23 protein-coding genes are annotated in these 17,848 nt (G+C 71.3%); 12 read left to right on the forward strand and 11 right to left on the reverse strand.

The features are described 5' to 3' along the window. Positions 1-16 precede the first annotated feature (16 nt). A complete protein-coding gene (locus tag DVR07_RS02680) occupies positions 17-445 on the forward strand; it encodes a hypothetical protein (RefSeq protein WP_115795237.1) in 429 nt (142 codons plus the stop codon). Positions 446-493: 48 nt separating this feature from the next. After that, positions 494-934, forward strand: coding sequence for a hypothetical protein (locus tag DVR07_RS02685; RefSeq protein WP_115795238.1), 441 nt, complete (start codon positions 494-496; stop codon positions 932-934). On the opposite strand, the gene DVR07_RS02690 is transcribed toward DVR07_RS02685, so the two are convergent. The 7 genes from DVR07_RS02690 to dapA form a co-directional block, all read right to left on the reverse strand. Continuing rightward, positions 916-1,179, reverse strand: coding sequence for a hypothetical protein (locus DVR07_RS02690; RefSeq protein ID WP_115795239.1), 264 nt, complete (start codon positions 1,177-1,179; stop codon positions 916-918). The two genes, DVR07_RS02685 and DVR07_RS02690, sit on opposite strands and share 19 nt — an antisense overlap. 122 nt (positions 1,180-1,301) lie before the next feature. Further along, positions 1,302-2,426 (reverse strand): M20 family metallopeptidase, encoded by a 1,125-nt coding sequence (locus DVR07_RS02695; RefSeq protein ID WP_115795240.1) that lies wholly within the window; start codon positions 2,424-2,426, stop codon positions 1,302-1,304. 27 nt (positions 2,427-2,453) lie between these two features. After that, positions 2,454-3,332: a diaminopimelate epimerase gene (gene dapF / locus DVR07_RS02700; RefSeq protein WP_115795241.1), complete on the reverse strand. Its 879-nt coding sequence runs from the start codon at positions 3,330-3,332 to the stop codon at positions 2,454-2,456. Continuing rightward, complete coding sequence (lysA, locus tag DVR07_RS02705; RefSeq protein ID WP_115795242.1) at positions 3,329-4,588, reverse strand: diaminopimelate decarboxylase; 1,260 nt, start codon at positions 4,586-4,588, stop codon at positions 3,329-3,331. The genes dapF and lysA overlap by 4 nt, the downstream gene beginning before the upstream one ends. Continuing rightward, complete coding sequence (locus tag DVR07_RS02710; protein ID WP_115795243.1) at positions 4,585-5,418, reverse strand: 2,3,4,5-tetrahydropyridine-2,6-dicarboxylate N-succinyltransferase; 834 nt, start codon at positions 5,416-5,418, stop codon at positions 4,585-4,587. The genes lysA and DVR07_RS02710 overlap by 4 nt, the downstream gene beginning before the upstream one ends. Next, on the reverse strand, positions 5,415-6,251 hold the full coding sequence (gene dapB / locus DVR07_RS02715) for a 4-hydroxy-tetrahydrodipicolinate reductase (RefSeq protein ID WP_115795244.1): 837 nt from the start codon (positions 6,249-6,251) through the stop codon (positions 5,415-5,417). The genes DVR07_RS02710 and dapB overlap by 4 nt, the downstream gene beginning before the upstream one ends. Continuing rightward, positions 6,248-7,156: a 4-hydroxy-tetrahydrodipicolinate synthase gene (gene dapA / locus DVR07_RS02720; RefSeq protein WP_115795245.1), complete on the reverse strand. Its 909-nt coding sequence runs from the start codon at positions 7,154-7,156 to the stop codon at positions 6,248-6,250. The genes dapB and dapA overlap by 4 nt, the downstream gene beginning before the upstream one ends. A gap of 315 nt (positions 7,157-7,471) precedes the next feature. Here dapA and DVR07_RS02725 point away from each other — a divergent pair, with 315 nt between their 5' ends. The 4 genes from DVR07_RS02725 to DVR07_RS02740 all read left to right on the forward strand — a co-directional run bounded on the left by DVR07_RS02725 (position 7,472) and on the right by DVR07_RS02740 (position 10,323). Continuing rightward, positions 7,472-8,113, forward strand: coding sequence for a metallophosphoesterase family protein (locus DVR07_RS02725; RefSeq protein WP_115795246.1), 642 nt, complete (start codon positions 7,472-7,474; stop codon positions 8,111-8,113). 142 nt (positions 8,114-8,255) lie between these two features. After that, a complete protein-coding gene (locus DVR07_RS02730) occupies positions 8,256-8,849 on the forward strand; it encodes a DUF7282 domain-containing protein (protein ID WP_115795247.1) in 594 nt (197 codons plus the stop codon). A 146-nt stretch (positions 8,850-8,995) separates the two neighbouring features. Next, the gene (locus DVR07_RS02735) at positions 8,996-9,637 is read left to right on the forward strand and encodes a metallophosphoesterase family protein (RefSeq protein WP_115795248.1); all 642 of its coding nucleotides are present in this window, start codon (positions 8,996-8,998) and stop codon (positions 9,635-9,637) included. 188 nt (positions 9,638-9,825) lie between these two features. Further along, entirely contained in the window at positions 9,826-10,323 is a 498-nt protein-coding gene (locus DVR07_RS02740) for a LabA-like NYN domain-containing protein (protein WP_115795249.1), read from the forward strand. Positions 10,324-10,398: 75 nt separating this feature from the next. Here the strand turns inward: DVR07_RS02740 and DVR07_RS21300 are convergent, their stop codons facing one another. Further along, positions 10,399-10,569 carry a hypothetical protein gene (locus tag DVR07_RS21300; RefSeq protein WP_162829407.1) on the reverse strand — a complete coding sequence of 57 codons (171 nt, stop codon included), beginning with the start codon at positions 10,567-10,569 and terminating at the stop codon, positions 10,399-10,401. A gap of 229 nt (positions 10,570-10,798) precedes the next feature. On the opposite strand from DVR07_RS21300, the gene DVR07_RS02745 reads away from it, so the two are divergent. The 4 genes from DVR07_RS02745 (at position 10,799) to DVR07_RS02760 (ending at position 13,525) form a co-directional block, all read left to right on the forward strand. Next, positions 10,799-11,302: a PUA domain-containing protein gene (locus tag DVR07_RS02745; RefSeq protein WP_115795250.1), complete on the forward strand. Its 504-nt coding sequence runs from the start codon at positions 10,799-10,801 to the stop codon at positions 11,300-11,302. A gap of 117 nt (positions 11,303-11,419) precedes the next feature. Further along, positions 11,420-11,821 carry a nascent polypeptide-associated complex protein gene (locus tag DVR07_RS02750; RefSeq protein ID WP_115795251.1) on the forward strand — a complete coding sequence of 134 codons (402 nt, stop codon included), beginning with the start codon at positions 11,420-11,422 and terminating at the stop codon, positions 11,819-11,821. Further along, complete coding sequence (locus DVR07_RS02755) at positions 11,818-12,576, forward strand: methyltransferase domain-containing protein (RefSeq protein WP_115795252.1); 759 nt, start codon at positions 11,818-11,820, stop codon at positions 12,574-12,576. The genes DVR07_RS02750 and DVR07_RS02755 overlap by 4 nt, the downstream gene beginning before the upstream one ends. A gap of 112 nt (positions 12,577-12,688) precedes the next feature. Continuing rightward, positions 12,689-13,525 carry a formyltransferase family protein gene (locus DVR07_RS02760; RefSeq protein WP_115795253.1) on the forward strand — a complete coding sequence of 279 codons (837 nt, stop codon included), beginning with the start codon at positions 12,689-12,691 and terminating at the stop codon, positions 13,523-13,525. 142 nt (positions 13,526-13,667) lie between these two features. Here the strand turns inward: DVR07_RS02760 and DVR07_RS02765 are convergent, their stop codons facing one another. Both DVR07_RS02765 and DVR07_RS02770 read right to left on the reverse strand, forming a co-directional pair. Next, the gene (locus DVR07_RS02765; RefSeq protein ID WP_115795254.1) at positions 13,668-13,982 is read right to left on the reverse strand and encodes a transcription factor S; all 315 of its coding nucleotides are present in this window, start codon (positions 13,980-13,982) and stop codon (positions 13,668-13,670) included. A gap of 42 nt (positions 13,983-14,024) precedes the next feature. Further along, complete coding sequence (locus DVR07_RS02770; RefSeq protein ID WP_115795255.1) at positions 14,025-14,282, reverse strand: DUF5789 family protein; 258 nt, start codon at positions 14,280-14,282, stop codon at positions 14,025-14,027. Positions 14,283-14,407: 125 nt separating this feature from the next. Between DVR07_RS02770 and DVR07_RS02775 the strand changes: the two genes are divergently transcribed. After that, the gene (locus DVR07_RS02775; RefSeq protein WP_115795256.1) at positions 14,408-15,676 is read left to right on the forward strand and encodes an NAD(P)/FAD-dependent oxidoreductase; all 1,269 of its coding nucleotides are present in this window, start codon (positions 14,408-14,410) and stop codon (positions 15,674-15,676) included. 244 nt (positions 15,677-15,920) lie between these two features. Here DVR07_RS02775 and DVR07_RS02780 read toward each other — a convergent pair whose 3' ends face one another. After that, complete coding sequence (locus DVR07_RS02780) at positions 15,921-16,658, reverse strand: metallophosphoesterase (RefSeq protein ID WP_115795257.1); 738 nt, start codon at positions 16,656-16,658, stop codon at positions 15,921-15,923. Positions 16,659-16,771: 113 nt separating this feature from the next. On the opposite strand from DVR07_RS02780, the gene DVR07_RS02785 reads away from it, so the two are divergent. After that, positions 16,772-17,752, forward strand: coding sequence for a WD40/YVTN/BNR-like repeat-containing protein (locus tag DVR07_RS02785; protein ID WP_115795258.1), 981 nt, complete (start codon positions 16,772-16,774; stop codon positions 17,750-17,752). Positions 17,753-17,848: the final 96 nt, after the last annotated feature.

Here is a 17,848-nt window from a genome sequence, read left to right on the forward strand (position 1 = left end):
GGACGACTTCCGGCCCGTGCACTGGAGTACCTTCCTCGCGTTCTACGCGGGCGTGCTGCTGTTGTTCGGCGCGTTCGCGACGGGCATCGGCGCACTCGAGTACGAGGTCACCGCGGAGGGACCGATCGACTACGCCCCGACCGAGTGGAACGGGTTCGAGGAGACCGAGGTCCCCAGCCACCGGTTCCGGGACCTCTCGGCGCGCGACCGGCGTATCGTCGACCGGGCCGTCGCGGGCACCCGCTTCGTCTTCCGGGCGCCCGGCGACCTCCCCACGACCACCCACCAGGGGGACTTCGTCGTCCGCCGGAACGGGAACCGGTACCTGATCGAGGAGAATCTCTTCTTCAACTACGAAACCAGGTTCGCCTGGGCGTCGGCCGGCCTCGGACTCGCCGGGCTGGGCGTGTTGCGCGTGCTCTTTCGGGACGAACACGGTTGGTGACGATGGTCGTCGAAACGGATATGTACGATGCCCCACGTTTTCGCCGCCATGAGCGACACCGCCAACGTCGCCCTCTTCTTCGCCGGCGTCTTCCTGCTGACCGGCGCGCTCGTCGTCGGCGTCGGCGCGCTGGAGTACGAGGTGACATCGTTGGGAACCACGGCGGCGGTCCCCGAGGACGCGAAGTCGTTCGTCGCCTACGACGCCCTCTCGTCCCGCGACAAGCGGACCGTCGACCGGGCCCTCGCGGGCGAGCGTCTCGTCTTCCGGGACCCGACCGACCTGCCGGGGCCGCGCACGACCAGGGGGAAACTGGCCGTCGAGCGCGACGGCGACATCCACCTCGTCAGCAGGCGCGTCTTCTTCAACTGGCGGACGCCCTACGGCGTCGCGGCGCTGGCGTTGGCACTCGTCGGAATCGCGTCCGTCAGCGAGTCCGTCCGTCGCAACCACTTCCCCCACCGCCCCGTCTACTGGTTCGGGCGGTAGCGCCGCCCGGCCAGCGCGAACGCGACCAGCGCGAGACCGAGCGCCGTGACGCCGAGCAGGTACGGACCCACGGTCTCCAGAACGCCCGCCATGGCGGCCGCGAGGAACGCCGCACCGAGCAGCGCGGCCGCGAGAACCGCGACGGCGCGCTCCGGCAGCCGATCCCCCGCGCGCTCGGCGTCCGCGGACGCCTCGCCGCGCTCCTCGCCCGTCGGCCGGCCGACGTCCGGGGCGTCGAGTGTCACGTCCGCCGAAAGTCACCGGATCGTGATAAGTCCGCGTGGTTCGGAACGGCGTCGGCGCGCTCGACGCTCCTTGGTCGGGTACGGGGAGCCGACGGACGGGAACGTCACCGCGTCGAACCGGGTCAGGAACAGAGGTCGGCCAGCGTCTCGCGGAGGGCGTCGGCGGCCCGCTCGACGTCCGCGACGCGGACGTACTCGCGGGGCGCGTGGGCCACCGCGCCCTCGTCGTCGGCCAGCGCGCCCGGCCCGAACACGACCGTCGGCGCGACCTCGGCGAAGTACGACGCCTCGGTCGCGGCCCCGAAGGGGCGAACCTCGCCGCCGCCGGCGTCCCGGAGCGTCCGGACCACCGGGTCGTCGGCTGGCGTCTCGAACGCCGCCAGGAACGGCGTGTCGCGCTCGGCGAGGGCGACGTCTACCTCGACGTCCGGCGGGGCGCGCGCCCGGAGGTGGTCGGCCAGCGCCGACCGGAACCCCTCGGCGGTCTCGGGCGGGACGCTCCGGCGGTCCACCACGAACGAACACGCCGCGGGCACCTGGTTGGTCGCGGTGCCGCCCTCGATGGTGGTCGGCGTCAGCGTGGGCGCGCCCAGCGCGTCGCTCTCGCCCGGGCGGTCCTCGCGGTCGTCGAAGTCGTCGAGCGACGCGAGCAAGTCGCCGGCCGCCCGGACCGCGTTGACGCCCGACTCGGGTTCGGCGGCGTGGGCGTTCGCTCCCCGGACCGTGACGGTCGCCTGGAAGCGACCCATCGCGGCGTTGCAGACGTCGAGTTCGGTGGGCTCGCCCACGATGACGGCGTCGGGCGCCGGACCCAAGCCGGCCGGCGAATCGTCGTCGAACAGCGCGGCCGCCCCCGTCGAGTCGGTCTCCTCGTCGGGCGACACCGCAAGCGTCACGCGACCGCGCTCGGGAGCAGCGCCGAGGAACGCCGCGAGCATCGCCGCCAGCGGCCCCTTCGCGTCGCAGGACCCCCGGCCCCGGACGATGTCGTCGTCAGTTCCCTCCCCGCGGCGCTCGAACGGAACGTGGGGCGGCACGGTGTCGACGTGGGTGTTCAGGACGACGTGGGGTCCCTCGCGCCCGGAGTCGCGGACCGCAACGGTGTTGCCGGCGTCGTCCACGTCGACCGAGACGTCGGCGTCGGCCGACTCGAGCGTCTCGACGAGCAGGTCGCGCATCTCGGTCACGTCCTCGTGGGACGGGGTCTGTACTGCGCGTTCGAGGAAGGCTATCGGGTCGAAACTCATGGATAGAATCAGCGCCAGTCGGCGTCCTCAGGCCTCCGAGACCGTCCGCGGGTTCGGCGTCGAGGCGATCTCGCCCTCGAACTCGCGCTCGGCCGGGCCGGTCAGGGTCGCCCGGCCGTTCCGGAAGCCGACCTCGAGCTCGCCGCCCGGCGGGAACACGGACACGGGCGCCTCGTCGGTGCGACCGAGTCGTCGGGCCGCCACGCCGATGGCGACCGCGCCGGTGCCGCACGACCGGGTCTCGCCCTCGACGCCGCGCTCGTAGGTCCGCTGGTCGAAGCCGCCGTCGGGCCGCGGCGAGGCGAACGTCGCGTTCGCGCCCTCCGGGAAGGCGTCGGCGTTTCGGACGGCGGGGCCGACCGTCTCGAGGTCCACCTCGTCGACGTCGTCGACGAACGCGACCGCGTGGGGGACGCCGGTGTTGACCGCGGTGAGTTCGACGCCGGCGACCTCCTCGGCGACCAGCGGGTCCTCGCGGTCGGCTGCGAGCGGAACGTCCGCGGGCGCGAACGACGGCTCGCCCATCTCGATGGTCACCTCGTCGCCCCGGACGTCGGCCCGGCGGGTCCCCGCCTGGGTGTCGAGCATGATGGCGTCGGCGCCGGTGCGCTCGGCCGCCCACTTCGCGGCGCAGCGCGCGCCGTTGCCGCACATCGCCGCGGTCGAGCCGTCGGGCTGGACCAGCGTCATCACCACGCGGGGCGGCGAGAACTGGGGTTCCAGCGCCAGGAAGAGTGTCCCGTCCGCGCCGACGGACGAGTCCGTCGAGCCTCCGGCGACGCTCACCCCCTCGCGCCGGTCGCACACCTTCCGGGCGAACGCCGCCCGGTCGGGCACGTACTCGTCCGCGTCTACTACCACGAAATCGTTACCGGTACCGTGAAACTTCTCGTACTCGATGCTCATAGCTCGTCCTCCGGTTCGACCGCCGTCACGTCCGCAATCGTTTCGCGCCGTCGCGCCACGCGGGCGTGGTCGCCGTCGAGGACGACCGACGCCGGGCGCGGGCGGGAGTTGTACTGACTCGCCATCTCGTAGCCGTAGGCCCCGGCGTTGCCCACCGCGAGCAGGTCGCCGCGCTCGGGGGCCGGGAGCTCGTGGTCGCCGAAGGTGTCGGCGCTCTCGCAGACCGGGCCGGCGACCGTCACCTCGCGCTCGGGGCGCTCGTCGGCGTCCGGGGCCAGGCTCCGGATCTCGTGGCGGGCGTCGTAGATGGCCGGTCGCGCCAGGGTCGTCATCCCCGCGCCGACGCCGACCACGGCGCCCGCCGGCGTCTCCTTGACCGTGTTGACCGCGGTCAGGAGCACGCCGGCGTCGGCCACGAGGTAGCGACCGGGCTCGACCGCGAGGGCGGCGTCCACTTCTCCGAGGGCCTCGCGGGTCGCCTCGGCCACCGCGTCGAGGTCCAGCGGCTCCTCGTCCGGGGAGTAGGGAACGCCGAAGCCGCCGCCGACGTCGACGAACTCGAGGTCCACGCCCCGACCTTCGACCTCCCGCGCGAGGTCGCCCATCCGCGCCACCAGTTCCCGGTGGGCCGAGAGATCCTCGCCCGAGATGCCGCTGCCGGCGTGGGCGTGGAGGCCGACGACCTCGAAGTCGTCGTCGGCCTCCTCTACAAGGTCGGTCGCGCGGTCGTACGGCACGCCGAACTTGGCGTCCGCGCCGGTCGAGACCTTCTCGTGGTGGCCCGCGCCGACGCCGGGGTTGACCCGCAGGCAGACCCGGCCGTCGTAGCCCCGCTCCGCGAGCCGGTCGAGCGTGTCGGCCGCCCCGACCGTGATCGTGAGTCCCGGGTGGTCCTCGGCCAGCCGGACCGCCACGTCGAGGTCGCGGGCCGGCGGGTTGACCGCGGTGTAGTGGACGCGCTCGCCGGGGACGCCGGCGCTCAGGGCCCGGGCGAGTTCGCCCGCCGAGGCGCACTCGACGCCGGCGCCCTCGTCGGCCAGGGCGCGCAGGACCGGCCGGGCGGTGTTGGCCTTCGCGGCGTAGTACACCTCGGCCTCGGGGAACGCGTCGGCCATGCGCCGGTAGTTCTCCCGGACGCGGTCGAGGTCCAGCACGTACAGCGGCGCGCCGTGCTCGTCGGCCAGTTCGCGGAGCCGGTCGGCCGGCCAGTCGGCGAGCCGGCGCACCGCCGGGTTCCGGACCTGCGCGGCGCTCATTCTCGCAGGGCCTCCTCTCGCTCGACGCCCTCGAGGGTGGTCTCCTCGACGTTCATCGCCACCACCGCGGGCTTGTAGGCGCCGCCCTCGAACAGGTCGTGGTCGCCGACCGACGACTCCACGAACCGGGTGAAGGCCCGGCGCTCGGGCGGGAGACGACCGTAGACGACCTCCTCCTCGACCAGGTCGTACACCGGGATGCGGGGCGTGAGCAGGGTGTTCTCGGCGACCACCGAGTTCTCCCCGACCACGAACCCCGAGGTGACCCGGCAGCCCGCGCCGAGCGAGGCGCCGTCCTCGACCACGACCGGGGCGTCCTCGACCGGTTCGAGCACGCCGCCGACGAGGGTGTTGGCGCCCAGCTTGACGTCCGCGCCGATCTGGGCGCACGAGCCGACGGTGTCGCAGGAGTCGACCAGCGTCCCGTCGCCGACGTGCGCGCCGATATTGACGAAGCTCGGGCTCATCATGATGCAGTCCGAGCCGAGGTACGCGCCCCGGCGGACGACGGTCCCGTCGGGCGTGTTGCGGGTGCCCCTCTCGGGCAGGTCGGCCGTCTCGCGCAGGGGCAGCACGTCGTGGTAGGTCACGTCGCCGTACTCCCGGCCAGCGATCTCGCGCAGGCCGAAGTTCAGCAGGATGCCCCGCTTGACCCACTCGTTCGACTCCCACTCGCCCTCGCGCTTCTCGGCGGCCCGGACCTCGCCGGCTTCGAGCGCGTCTAAGAACTCTTCGAGGACGGCGTACTCCTCGTCGCCCGCGTCGCCAGCGGTGAGGCTGCCGTCGTCGTACCGATGCCACAGGTCGTCTACGTCGGATTCAAGACTCATGCGTCTCCCTCCACTACGTCCGCGAAGTCGTACCACCCCGGCTCCCGGCCCGCGAGCCAGACCGCCGCGTCGAGCGCGCCCTCGGCGAAGACGCCGCGGTCCTCGGCGCGGTGGGTGAGCCGGACCTCCTCGTGGTTGCCCGCCAAGAGCACCTCGTGCTCGCCCGTGATGGCCCCGGCCCGGCGGGCGTGGACGCCGATCTCGCCCGCCTCGCGTGGCGCCTCGCCCTCGCGGCCGTGGACGCGCTTCCCTCGCGGCTCGGCGTTCTCGCCGCTCGGCTCCGAGGCGCTCCGCGCCTCGCGCTCGCCGGCATCCTCTCGCGCGCTCTCGATGCGGTCGAGGATGGTGTTGGCGGTCCCGCTGGGTGCGTCGCGCTTCCGGTTGTGGTGGGTCTCGGTCACCTCGACGTCGTACCCCGGCAGGTCCGCGACCGCCGACTCCACCGCCGAGAGCAGCGCCTGGACCCCGCGGCCGAAGTTCGAGGCCACGAGCACGGGGGCGTACTCGGCGCGTTCCCTGAGCGCCTGCTCGCCCTCGTCGTCGAAACCGGTGGTGCCGACCACGCTGGCGACGCCCGCCTCGGCGGCGGCCGCGACGTACGCCCGACTGCTCTCGGGACCGGTGAAGTCCACGACGGCGTCGGGGTCGCGCTCGGCCAGCAGGCGGTCGAACTCCGCCGCGGGGTCGACGGGGACGCCCGCCACCGACTCGTCCGCGTCGGGGTCGCGGTTCACGGCGAACGCGACCGAGACGTCCGCGCGGGCGTCGGCGGCTTCGAGCACCGCGCGGCCCATCCGGCCGGTCGCGCCGGTCACTGCGACGGTTGCGCTCATTGGTTTATCTCAGTTCCCCCCGCCTCTAACTCTCCGAGGATAGCCGCAAGTTCTGCCCGAACATCCTCCGAGGCCCTGGTCAGCGGCGAGCGGAGCGTAGCGGGGCCGTACCCGCGGATCTCCATCGCCTCCTTGACCGGGATGGGGTTGGTCTCGGCGAACAGCGCCCGGAACAGCGGCGCGAGCTCCTCGTGTATCTCGCGGGCCTCGGCGAAGTCGCCCGACAGGCCGGCCTCGACCAGCGAGACGGTGCGCTCGGGCTCGACGTTCGCGCTGACGCTGATGGTGCCGGCCGCGCCCAGCGACAGCATCGGGAGCGTGAGGAAGTCGTCGCCCGACAGCACCGACAACGCCTGGCCGCGGGTGCGCTCGATGACCCGTCCGATGCGGTCGAGATCGCCGCTGGCGGCCTTGTAGCCCACCACGTTCTCGTGTTCGGCGAGCGAGGCCGCGGTCTCGACCGCGATGTTGCGGCCCGTCCGCGACGGGACGTTGTAGATGATCTGGGGCAGGTCGACCTCGTCGGCGATGGTCCGGAAGTGCCGCTCCATCCCCTCGGGCTCGGGCTTGTTGTAGTACGGCGAGATGAGCAGCAGGGCGTCGGCCCCGGCGTCGGCCGAGCGCCGCGAGAGCTCCAGGGCCTCGCGGGTCGAGTTGCTGCCCGAGCCGGCGATCACGGGCACGTCGACCGCGTCGGTGACCGCCTCCACGACCTCGATGTGTTCGTCGTGGCTCAGGGTCGCGCTCTCGCCGGTCGAGCCGACCGCGAGCAGGCCGTCGACGCCGGCGTCGGCGAGGCGTCGGGCGTCGGCGCGGAGCTGTTCGAAGTCGATGCTGTCGTCGGATTCGAAGGGGGTCGTCATCGCCGGGTAGACCCCGCTGAAGGGTTCGTCGGTGCGTGTCATGGTGTGCGTCGGGTCGAGGCTGATCGGAGTCGGTGCAGAACGAGTACGGCCCGCGACGGGTTCGCTACGCCCGCCGTGGACCTGTCAGTAACCGAATTTTGTGCGTTTCAGCCCCGAAAAACCGACCGACCCGCCGCTGGGCGAGCGCGCGCCAGCGCCAGCGACGGCGTCGGAGTGCATATGCGTGTCACTCACGTCCTCCGACTTAAGCCTTTATGTCGGCGGCGGTCCCGGCGCCCCGGTTCCGACGTTGGCGGCCGACCAGACGTCGCCCGAGAGTGAGTTTTATCTTTCCGACGGCCGAACCGGCGATTAATGCTCGTTCTCGGAGACGCTCACGCCGACGACCCCGACAATCGGCGCGCCCTGTTCGCGGCCTACCGTGACGCGGACGCAGAGGTGGCGCTGCAGTTGGGGGACCTGCTCTACTACGACCTCCCGATTCCGACCTACTTCATCGGCGGCAACAACGAGGATTTCGACGTCATCGACGCGCTCCGGCACGGCCGCCTCGACAGCTCCGGCGTCACGAACGCCATCCTCATCAACGAGGAGGCGGTCGAGATCGAGGGGCTTCGGGTCGCTGGCCTGTCGGGTAACTACGCCCCGACCCAGTTCGAGCGCCCCCGTCCGAACCTCCAGGGCGAGCGCCGGCGCCACTTCGTCCGCGGGGACGTCGAGCGCCTCATGGACGTCGAGGACGTGGACGTGTTGCTGACCCACGAGGCGCCCCACGGCCTGCCGGTCGTCGAGTCCTACGAGGTGGGCTGCGACCACATCGACGACCTGCTGGAGGCGCTGTCCCCGGACCTCTGTCTGGTCGGCCACCACCACGAGCACGCCGAGACGACCTACGGCGACACACGGGTGGTGAGCCTGGCCGCGGTCGGCGAGCGCTACTACGAACTCGACCCCGCGACCCTCGACCTGACGTGGCACCCGACGCCGTCGTCGTGAGACCGCGTTCGGCTACCTCTCGGCGTTCCTTTTGTCTCATATTTGCTAGTTCAGCCAATAATTAACTGACCGGAGAGCGCGTCCGTAGCCGTGCAGTTTTCGGAGTGCCCGTCGGTAAACGCCAGCAGGGGGGAGACAGAGGATGACGCTGACTCGGACGATGGCGACGTTACTGGTGGTCGGAGCGCTGCTCGCCAGCGCGTCCGCCGCTTCGACCGCGGCGACGAACCGGACGGGACTGGTCACGAGCGACCAGTCGACGGTGGGAAGCAACGTCTTCGAGGCCACCGCTTCGACACCGGTACAGGCGAACGAGACGGCGAACGTCACCATCGTCAACCAGACGACGAGCGGCGACCGCGTGCGGATCGCGTCGGTAACGGTCCCGAACGGGGGATTCGTCGTCGTACACGACGCGAGGTTACTCCAGGGGAACGTCCTCGGGAGCATCGCCGGCGTTTCCGCGCATCTGGAACCCGGAACGCACGCCAACGTCACGGTCCCGGTTACCGCCCCGCTGAACCGGTCTCAGCGAGTCATCGCAATCGCCTACCGGGACTCGAACGGGAACGGGACGTTCGATTACCGGTCGTCGGAGGGGTCGCTCGACGGCCCGTACAGGAAAAACGAGTTGGTAGTTTCGGACGACGCGCTCGTCGAGACGGCGAACGGGACGACCGCGCCCGCAGGAACGACTGCAGACACGGGGACGAAGTCCACTTCTACTGACGACTGACGGAGCTACCAGGTAGCACCGTCGTCACACCCGGTCGTCCGTTCTCGCTCTCGCGGTCGCAACTCGAAGAGTCCCATCGGGTGCTCCGAGCGCGGACGCCGGACCGAGCCACAGTGCTTACCCCGTCACCGCCCGAAACGCCGCCGATGCTCGTCCTCGGAGACGCCCACGCCGACGACCCCGACAAGCGGCGGGCGCTGCTGGCGACCTACCGCGAGTCGGGGGCCGACGTCGCGCTCCAGGCGGGCGACCTGCTCCACTACGACCTGCCCGCGCCCACCTACTTCATCGGCGGCAACAACGAGGACTTCGACGTCATCGACGCGCTGCGCGCCGGCGAGGAGCCGGAGGGGACGACAGTCGGAAACGCAACCCTGCTCGCCAGCACCGCGGCCGAGGTCGAGGGACTGCGGGTGGCGGGGCTGTCGGGCAACTACGCCCCGACGAAGTACGACGAGACCCGCGCGGACCTGGTCGGCGAGCGCCGCCGCCACTTCGTCCGCGAGGACGTCGAGACCCTGAAGCGCGTCGAGGACGTCGACGTGCTGCTGACCCACGAGGCGCCCCACGGCCTGATCTACTACGGTTACGACGCCGGCTGCGAGCGCATCGACGAACTCCTCGACGCGCTCGACCCGGCCCTCTGCCTGGTGGGCCACCACGAGCGCCACGCCGAGACGGAGTACGGCGACACCCGGGTGGTGAGTCTCGCGCCCGCGTGGGAGCGCTACTATCTGCTGGACCCCGAGACCCTGGCGCTGTCCGAGCGCGCGACGCCGGCGGAGTAACGCGCGCGACTCTGCTATGTCAATGAGGTAAAGAGCACGTCGACCGGGTCCACCGAGTGGGGTGCGCACTGGTCCGCGTCAACGGCGGTGTCGGCGGCTTCGTCCGATCGCGAGCGGGGCGGGCGGAACGCGCCGGCGGGGGAGTCGGGGTGCGGACCTTTTTATCACAGGCGGAACGAGTCTTGGCCATGACCGAGATCCACCCGAACCAGCGGGTCGCCGTGCTGGCCGACGCCCAGAACCTCTATCACACGGCCCAGAGCGTCTACAGCCGCAACATCGACTACTCCGCGGTCCTCGAGAAGTCGGTCCAGGACCGGGAGCTCACCCGTGCCATCGCCTACGTCATCCAGGCCGACAGCCCGGACGAGGAGCGGTTCTTCGAGGCGCTCACCGACATCGGCTTCGAGACCAAAATCAAGGAGCTCAAGACGTTCGGCGACGGGTCGAAGAAGGCCGACTGGGACGTCGGGATGAGCCTCGACGCGGTGACGCTCGCCAACCACGTCGACGCCATCATCCTCTGCACTGGCGACGGCGACTTCTCGCGGCTCTGCTCGCACCTCCGCCACGAGGGCGTCCGGACGGAGGTCACCAGCTTCGAGGAGTCGACGTCGGACGAACTCATCACCGCCGCCGACGCGTTCATCGACATGAGCGAGCGCCCCGACACGTTCCTGCTCTGAAGGCCGGAGCAGCCGCGGCGCTCGCGGGTCGGGAGTGTTCGCGAAGAAAACCCGGAATCCGTGCGCAGTCCGCGCTCAGACCGGGCGGCCTTCCTCTTCGGCGGTGCCGCTCAGGAGCGCGCCGGCCGCCATCACGAGGACGGCGACGGCCGACAGCAGGTACGTCGTCATGGTCTGGGTGTTCGCTACGGCAAAGATCACCACGCCGGCCAGGACGACCAGTGCGAGACCGAGGTTGGCTTTCATTGTAGTCGCAGGTAGTCGCTCCAGGGATATAAATCAAACCGAAACCGCCGGAAAACGTAACGAACGAACATTAAATTGTTTATCGATGTCGTGGTGTATGTTAACTGCTAGCAAAGAATCGTCGCCTGCCCTTCGCCCGCGCCACTGCTCCGACTCACCGCCACACCGAAGGGACCGCCCGCGGTCGAAGAGCCAAGGCTTTTCGCGGCCCGTCCCCAACCGCCGGCCGATGAGCACGAGCGACGCGGACGACGGGCGGGCCGACGACCTCCGGCGGCTCCGCACCGTCGCCGACTACCAGTTCGGGGCGGGCGTCGGCGCGGCGCTGTTCCCCGAGGGCGAGGACCTGGAAGTCCAGCGCTCCTCCTCGGGCCGGCCCCAGCAGGTCGTCGCCGACGAGGGGCGACTCGTGACCTACGGCACCGACGGCCGGTTCACGCTCGGGTTGGCGGGCGGCCGCAGGGTCGCGGCGGCGCTCGAACCCCCGGCCGGCCGGGTCGCGGTCGGCGACGAGAGCGAACCGTTCGTCCGCGACGGCAAGAACGTCTTCGCCAAGTTCGTCGCTACGGTCGGCCCCGAGGTCAGGCCCGGCGACGAGGTCGCGGTGGTCCACGAGGACGGGTCGCTGCTCGCGGTCGGCCGGGCCGAGCTCTCGGCCGACGGGATGGCCGACTTCGACACCGGGATGGCTGTCATGGTCCGCGAGGGTGCGGGCGACCCCGCCGACGAGTAGTTCGCGAGGAACTCGGCCGCCGCGCGGTGTCGCGCCGGCGACTCGACGACGTTCGACCGAGCCCGCGGACGTCGTCGGTCCGCCAACCTTATTTCTTCACGCTCCGACGGCTTGAGTATGTTCGGAGGAGGCGGCGGGGGACTCGATCCCCGCAAGATGAAGCAGATGATGAAGCAGATGGGCATCGACGTCGACGAACTCGACGCCGAGGAAGTCGTCATCACCAAGAGCGACGGCGAACAGCTCGTGTTCGACGACCCCGACATCACCGTGATGGACGCTCGCGGCCAGGAGACCTACCAGGTCGTCGGCGAGCCCGAGAGCCGCGAGGGCGGCTCGGGCGGCGCCAGCGCAGTCGCGGCCGGCGACGAGGACGACGAGAGCGGCGGGTCGGCGGGCATCCCCGACGGCGACGTCGAGATCGTGGCCCAGCGGACCGGGTCGACCGAGGACGACGCCCGCGAGGCGCTCGAAGCGACCGACGGCGACCTCGCGGCCGCTGTCGAGCGCCTAGAGTGACGGTTCTGCTGGTCCACGGCGACCGGGAGTACCTGCGCGACCCGGGCGAGGAGCTCCAGACCGACCTCGGGGTGCTGGAGGTCCCCGAGGACGTCGAACCCGGCCGGACACTGGAGACGCATCTCGGCGAGCCGTTCGAGGTCCGGGCGCTGCGGGGCCCCGACCTGTTCAACCACTTCGAGCGCACCGGCGCGCCGATGATGCCCCGCGACGTCGGGCTCATCGTCGGCCACACCGGCGTCGCCCGCGGCGACCGGGTGCTCGACGCCGGGACCGGCACCGGCGTACTCGCGGCCTACCTCGGCCGGCTGGGCGCCGACGTCACGACCTACGAGCGCGACGCCGAGTTCGCGGCAGTCGCCCGCGAGAACATGGAACTGGCCGACGTGACCGACCGCGTCGAGGTGCGCGTCGGCGACCTGACCGAGGTGCTGGCGGACGGACGCGAAACGGACGAGGACGGCGAGGGCACCGACCTCGGACCGTTCGACGTGCTCACCCTCGACACCGAGGACGCGCCCGAGGTCGTCGCCCGCGCGCCCGACCTGCTCGCGCGCGGCGGGTTCGTCGCGGTCTACTCGCCGTTCGTCGAGCACACCCGCGACGCGGTCGAGTCGGCCCGCGAGGCCGGCCTCGCCGACGTCGAGACGCTCGAGACCATCCAGCGCCGGATGGACTTCGACGACCGCGGCTCCCGGCCCTCGACCGCGGGCGTCGGCCACACCGGCTACCTGACGTTCGCGCGCCGGCCGTAGCCCGGGGCCGACGGGCTCAATCGCAGCCTGTTCTCGTGTAGGTCCGGCGTCGACGAGGGCAATCGGCCCATAACAAAGCAGGAACTCGTCAATCTCGCAGAGGAAGACCTCCATGTCCGAGACTCTGTCAGTTGCGCTTCTCGTTCGAGGCCCCGACGTGCCGGCCTGGCAGGCCCGCGCGGTCGAGACGATGCTCGCCCGGACCGACGCCGAGGTGACCCACGTCGTCGAGTCCACCGAACCGACCGGCGGCCGGAAGGGCGGGCTCGGCCACTACCTCGACCGCGTCCGCGAATATCCGCTCTGGACGCCGATCGGCGCCGCGGTCAGGTTCGGCGACCCGCCTGCCTACGAGCGGCCGCGCGAGGTCGCCGCCATCGACGGCATCGGCGACCCGGAGACGCTCGCGGTCGAGCCCCGACCGGCCCCGGACTTCGGCAACGTCCTGCCAGACCGCGCGGTCCAGGAGCTCGGCGAAGCCGACGTCGCCGTCCGCTTCGGGTTCGGCATCCTGAAGGGCGACGCGCTCGACGCGCCGACCCACGGCGTGCTGAGCTTCCACCACGGCGACCTCCGGGAGTACCGGGGGATGCCGTCGGGGTTCTGGGAGTACCTCGAGGGCGAGGACGCCGCGGGCGTGACCCTCCAGCGGCTCTCCGAGATGCTCGACGGCGGGGAGATCGTCGCCTACGAACCGGTCGACATCGCCGACACACCGACCTGGGCGGCCGTCCGGCGGCGCCTGATCTCGGTCTCCGACGACGTGCTGGTGAAGGGCGTCCGGAACGTCTCGGCGGGCGTCGAACCGCGGTCGCCCGACGAACTCGGCGACCTCCACTCGCTGCCGAAGGGCCGCGACGTGCTGAAGTACGTTCTCAAGGAGGCGAAGGGGCGCTTCGGGCGGGTCGTGGACTGGCCGACGGGCTCGGCCGTCCCGTCGCGGAGGTAGTCCGGTCCAGTTCTTCTACCGCGAGCGAGGGCGATAGCCCGAGCGAGCGGTCTTTTTTGGTCCAGATTTTTTCGAAGAGTGGTCCCCGCAGTGCCGAACGGAGTGAGGCACGAGGAGACCCGACGATGAAAAAAGGTGGTCTCTAGTTGTCGTCTTCCCGCCACTTGTGCTCGCACTCGGTGCAGATGAAGAAGCGGGTCTCGCTCTCGTCGGCCGCCCGGATCTGCTGCATGTACCACCTGGCGCGGTCGTTGCCGCACTCCGGGCACTGGGCGTCCGTGGTCGGCAGCGCGCTGTTCTCCTCGTCGCCGGTCTCGATGACCTCGCTGGCCTCCTGGCCCTCGGTGACGACGTAGTTGGCGTCCGGGTCCTTCGGCGTCTTGTTGCCGCAGCTACCGCAGACCCAGAGCTCGTCCTCGGCTTTCATCATCGAACCGCACTCGTCACAGAACTCCATCCTTGCCCGGGATAGCCGTCCCGGCCAGTTAAGCGGCTTGCTTTACCCCTCTCCCTCCGACTGGTAGGGCTCGCCCACCGCCTCGCGCGGCAGCGTGTTGTTGATGCTGGACTGGAGCTCGTCGACCGACTCGAACTCCTCGTCGGCGGTCTCGGCTATCAGCTCCCCCAGATTACGCTCCCCGTCGGCGAGCAGCAGCGTCACGTCCTCGAACTCGCCGGCGGCGCTCTCGCGGTCGACCGGATACGAGAGTTCGCCGAGGAGTTTTTCGACGCGGCTGAGCTTGACCTCCCGTGCCATGGCGTCCGCTACGCCGCGTCGCTCCTTAGGTGTTGTCGGCGGCCGGTCCCGAGCGTCGCCGTCCGGAGCGACGGACCTCCCGCCGAGACAGCAGTAATTTGTGGCGCGCGGCCGAAATCGGGGACATGACCGAAGTCGTCGTCGCGGGCGGCGGACCGGCCGGATTGGTCGCCGCGCGTCACCTCGCCGACGCGGGCGCGGACGTCCGACTCTACGAACGCCACCACGACCTCGGCGGCCGGGTGCGGTCGCTCCGTCGGGACGGGTACGTCTTCGACCGCGGCTTCCAGGTACTGTTCACCGCGTACCCGGCGGCGCGCCGCGAACTCGACTACGACGCGCTCGACCTCCGGTACTTCAAGCCCGGCGCGGTCGTGGCCCGCGAGGGCGAGCGCGCGACGCTGGCCGACCCCTTCCGGGACCTCGACGCCGCGCTGGAGACGCTGCTGAACCGCGAGGTGACCCTCCGGGACAAGCTCCGGGTGCTCGAGCTCCGGCGCGAGCTCGCCGGGAAGCCCGACCGCGAGATATTCGCCGGTCCGGACGCGACGACCCGGGAGTACCTCCGCGAGCGGGAGTTCTCCGATCAGTTCGTCGAGAACTTCGCGGCGCCGTTCTTCGGGGGCGTCACGCTCGACCGGAGCCTCGGCACCTCGAAGCGGGCGTTCGAGTTCGCGTTCAAGATGCTGGCGACCGGCCGCATCGCGGTCCCGGCCCGCGGGATGGCCGCGGTGACCGAGCAACTGGCCGAGTCGGCCCGCGAGGCGGGGGTCGACCTCGTGACCGACGAGACGGTGACCGAACTCGACCCGCACGCCGCCGACCCCGGAGTCGAACTCGGTCGCGACGAGACGACCGCGGATGTCGTCGTGGTCGCGACCGACCCGAAGGAGGCCCGGGACCTGACCGGCGTCGAGTCGATTCCCACCGACGCCAAGGGCTGCGTGACCCAGTACTACGCCTTCGACGGCCCGGCGCTCGACGCCGGCGCGCGGCTCCTGCTCAACGCCGAGGACGACGCGCCGAACCACGTCGCCCAGCTCTCGGCGGTCGCGCCCGAGTACGCCCCCGAGGACCGGAACATGCTGAGCGCGACCTTCCTCGGGGTACCCGGGGAGTCGGACGAGGAGCTCGCCGCGAAGACCGCGCGGGCCCTCGACGCCTGGTACCCCGAGCGCCGCCTAGACCTCGACCGCCTCCACACCAGCCGGGTCGAGTTCGCGCAGTTCGCCCAGCCGCCCGGCATCCACGAGCGACTGCCCGACGTCCGCGCTCCCGACGGCCCGGTCTACCTCGCGGGCGAGTACACCGACGCCTCGTCGCTGAACGCCGCGATGCTGAGCGGCCAGACCGCCGCGAAGCGGGTCGCCGAGGACTTCGACCTGGAGGAATGAGGAGTTTCCATGGGCGGTCGCTGGTCTCGGGTTTCAACTCGGCGCGTGCTGGCGCGGCCCTCGTGGCCGCGCCGATGCACGCGAGGGACGAGGAGCGCAGCGAACAGAGTGAGCGAGCAGCGCAGGCGGCTGGGGAGGCGTGAGGCTTCCGCGGTGCGGCGCTGTGCGGTACACAGGTGACGGCAGTAGCTAGCTCCTTCTCCTCAACCGACTTTGCTCCACGACTAACTCCCAGAAATCCTCGTCAGAGCATCCGCCGAAACTCCCCCAACGGCGGGAACGACAGCGCCTCCTCCCGGTCCGCGTCCCAGACCACCGGCCGGAGCGCGTCGACGTCGGTCACGAGCGGCGTCTGGAAGTCCCGGGGTCGCATCCCGTTGACCGTCGTGCCGGGCGCGAGCCGGTTGAACGCGGGCAGCACCAGCACGTCCGCGCCGCGGAACGTCCCCGGTCCGAACAGCAGGCAGGGATGGCGCTTGCCCTCGATCTCGATGGCGGGGTGATCGTGGCCGACGACGTAGCGGGCCACCTCCCGCCCTTCCCGGCCCTCCGTCTCCCCCTGCCCGTCGTTCTCTCCCACCGTCGGCGTCGCGTGGCCGTGGTGGACCACGGTGTCGCCGACCCGGTGCTCGTCGGGCGTCTCGGCCCCCTCATCCAGCACCGAGTCGAGCATCGAGTCGTGGTTGCCGCGCACGACCACGAGAGAGGCCCCCGCGGCCGCGACCGTCTCGCGGAGCGCCGCGACGGTCTCGGCGACGCCCTCGGGTACCCGGTCGAAGGCGTGGAGCAGGTCGCCGGCGACCACGACCGTCGCGGGGTCGAACGCCGCCAGCAGGTCGGCGAGTCGCTCGGTCAGGTCGCGCCGCTCGCCGAGCGGGAGCTCGACCGCCGAGGCGGCGTCCCGGCCGACGTGGAGGTCGGCGACCACCAGCGCGTCCTCGCCGGGGAGGTATGCGGCCCGGTCGCGGAACTGGGCGTCCATCGGCCCGGGGTTGGGCCGCGTCGGCCTTCCGGGTTGCGATTACAGTCGCTTCGACAGGCGGGCGGACTTGTCCGCCACGCAGCTTGAAGTAACCGCCGGCTGACCGTGTGCGTATGCTCGTTGCGGGGAGTACCGACGGCATCTACCGGATCGACGACATCCTGGAGTCCGAGGAGACGACTGCCGAGAAGGTCCGCGACGCCGACGACGTGTTCCGGGTCCGCCAGTTCGATGGCTTGGAGGGCTTGTTCGCGGCCGCGGCGTCGGGACTGTACCACTCGCTCGACGGAACGGAGTGGCGCGCGCTGCCGGTTCCGGCCGAGCAGGTGTACGCGGTCGCCGCCGGGCCGTCCGGCGACAGGCTCTACGCCGGAACGCGGCCGGCCGACCTTTACGCGGCCGACACCGGCGCGGGCGCCCCGACCGACGGGCGGGCCTGGGAACCGGTGACCGGGTTCCGCGACCTGCGGGAGCGCAGCGACTGGGGCATCCCGCGCCACGACGGCGTGTCCCAGGTTCGGAGCCTCCGGACGCACCCCGACGCGCCCGACCGACTCGTCGCGGGAATCGAGGTCGGCGGCGTCTTCGTCAGCGACGACGCCGGGTCGACCTGGACGTCGCGGCGCATCGAGGGGTTCGACGCGCGCCACACCGACGACGTCCACCACCTCGCGATAGCGGACGCCGGGACGTTCGTCGCCTCGACGGGCAGCGGGCTGTACCGAACGACCGACGCCGGCCGGACGTGGGACCGCCTGGACGCGGGCCACGCCCAGCGGTACTTCCGCGAGGCGTTCGTCCGCGACGGCACCGTCTTCGCCGGCGGCGCGCCGGCGTCGTCCTCGTCCTGGGACGAGAGCGACGATCACGCGCTGTTCGAATCCCGGGACGGCGAACGCCTGGAACGGGTGGCGGCGCCGACATCGGAGGAGGTGGCCGTCGGTTGGTGCGCGGTGGAAGGCGACCCGGTTGCCGCGACCCATCGGGGCCGGCTGATCCGGCGCCGCGACGACGGGTGGACCGGGGTCGGGGCGGTCCCCGTTCCCGGGGACGCCGTCGTCCGGTACCTCCCGCTCACCTGGTACGAGCCGTGACCGGGGAACCGGCGATTCCGGTGGCCGGCGATTCCGACGGAGCTACGGATCACTCGCGAGTCGCTCCTCGGGCCTCCGGCCAGTGCGCATATGTAT

It is taken from the genome of Halorussus rarus (assembly GCF_003369835.1).
Classification (GTDB): domain Archaea; phylum Halobacteriota; class Halobacteria; order Halobacteriales; family Haladaptataceae; genus Halorussus; species Halorussus rarus.

Coding starts and splice junctions, on each gene's coding strand:
- DVR07_RS02785 (WP_115795258.1), top strand. CDS start 16,772: ATGCTCGTTGCGGGGAGTACCGACGGCATCTACCGGATCGACGACATC.
- dapB (WP_115795244.1), bottom strand. CDS start 6,251: ATGAGCGCAACCGTCGCAGTGACCGGCGCGACCGGCCGGATGGGCCGC.
- DVR07_RS02780 (WP_115795257.1), bottom strand. CDS start 16,658: ATGGACGCCCAGTTCCGCGACCGGGCCGCATACCTCCCCGGCGAGGAC.
- dapA (WP_115795245.1), bottom strand. CDS start 7,156: ATGACACGCACCGACGAACCCTTCAGCGGGGTCTACCCGGCGATGACG.
- DVR07_RS02710 (WP_115795243.1), bottom strand. CDS start 5,418: ATGAGTCTTGAATCCGACGTAGACGACCTGTGGCATCGGTACGACGAC.
- DVR07_RS02760 (WP_115795253.1), top strand. CDS start 12,689: ATGTCCGAGACTCTGTCAGTTGCGCTTCTCGTTCGAGGCCCCGACGTG.
- lysA (WP_115795242.1), bottom strand. CDS start 4,588: ATGAGCGCCGCGCAGGTCCGGAACCCGGCGGTGCGCCGGCTCGCCGAC.
- DVR07_RS02745 (WP_115795250.1), top strand. CDS start 10,799: ATGAGCACGAGCGACGCGGACGACGGGCGGGCCGACGACCTCCGGCGG.
- DVR07_RS02770 (WP_115795255.1), bottom strand. CDS start 14,282: ATGGCACGGGAGGTCAAGCTCAGCCGCGTCGAAAAACTCCTCGGCGAA.
- DVR07_RS02735 (WP_115795248.1), top strand. CDS start 8,996: ATGCTCGTCCTCGGAGACGCCCACGCCGACGACCCCGACAAGCGGCGG.
- DVR07_RS02730 (WP_115795247.1), top strand. CDS start 8,256: ATGACGCTGACTCGGACGATGGCGACGTTACTGGTGGTCGGAGCGCTG.
- DVR07_RS02750 (WP_115795251.1), top strand. CDS start 11,420: ATGTTCGGAGGAGGCGGCGGGGGACTCGATCCCCGCAAGATGAAGCAG.
- DVR07_RS02775 (WP_115795256.1), top strand. CDS start 14,408: ATGACCGAAGTCGTCGTCGCGGGCGGCGGACCGGCCGGATTGGTCGCC.
- DVR07_RS02685 (WP_115795238.1), top strand. CDS start 494: ATGAGCGACACCGCCAACGTCGCCCTCTTCTTCGCCGGCGTCTTCCTG.
- dapF (WP_115795241.1), bottom strand. CDS start 3,332: ATGAGCATCGAGTACGAGAAGTTTCACGGTACCGGTAACGATTTCGTG.
- DVR07_RS02765 (WP_115795254.1), bottom strand. CDS start 13,982: ATGGAGTTCTGTGACGAGTGCGGTTCGATGATGAAAGCCGAGGACGAG.
- DVR07_RS02740 (WP_115795249.1), top strand. CDS start 9,826: ATGACCGAGATCCACCCGAACCAGCGGGTCGCCGTGCTGGCCGACGCC.
- DVR07_RS02725 (WP_115795246.1), top strand. CDS start 7,472: ATGCTCGTTCTCGGAGACGCTCACGCCGACGACCCCGACAATCGGCGC.
- DVR07_RS21300 (WP_162829407.1), bottom strand. CDS start 10,569: ATGAAAGCCAACCTCGGTCTCGCACTGGTCGTCCTGGCCGGCGTGGTG.
- DVR07_RS02695 (WP_115795240.1), bottom strand. CDS start 2,426: ATGAGTTTCGACCCGATAGCCTTCCTCGAACGCGCAGTACAGACCCCG.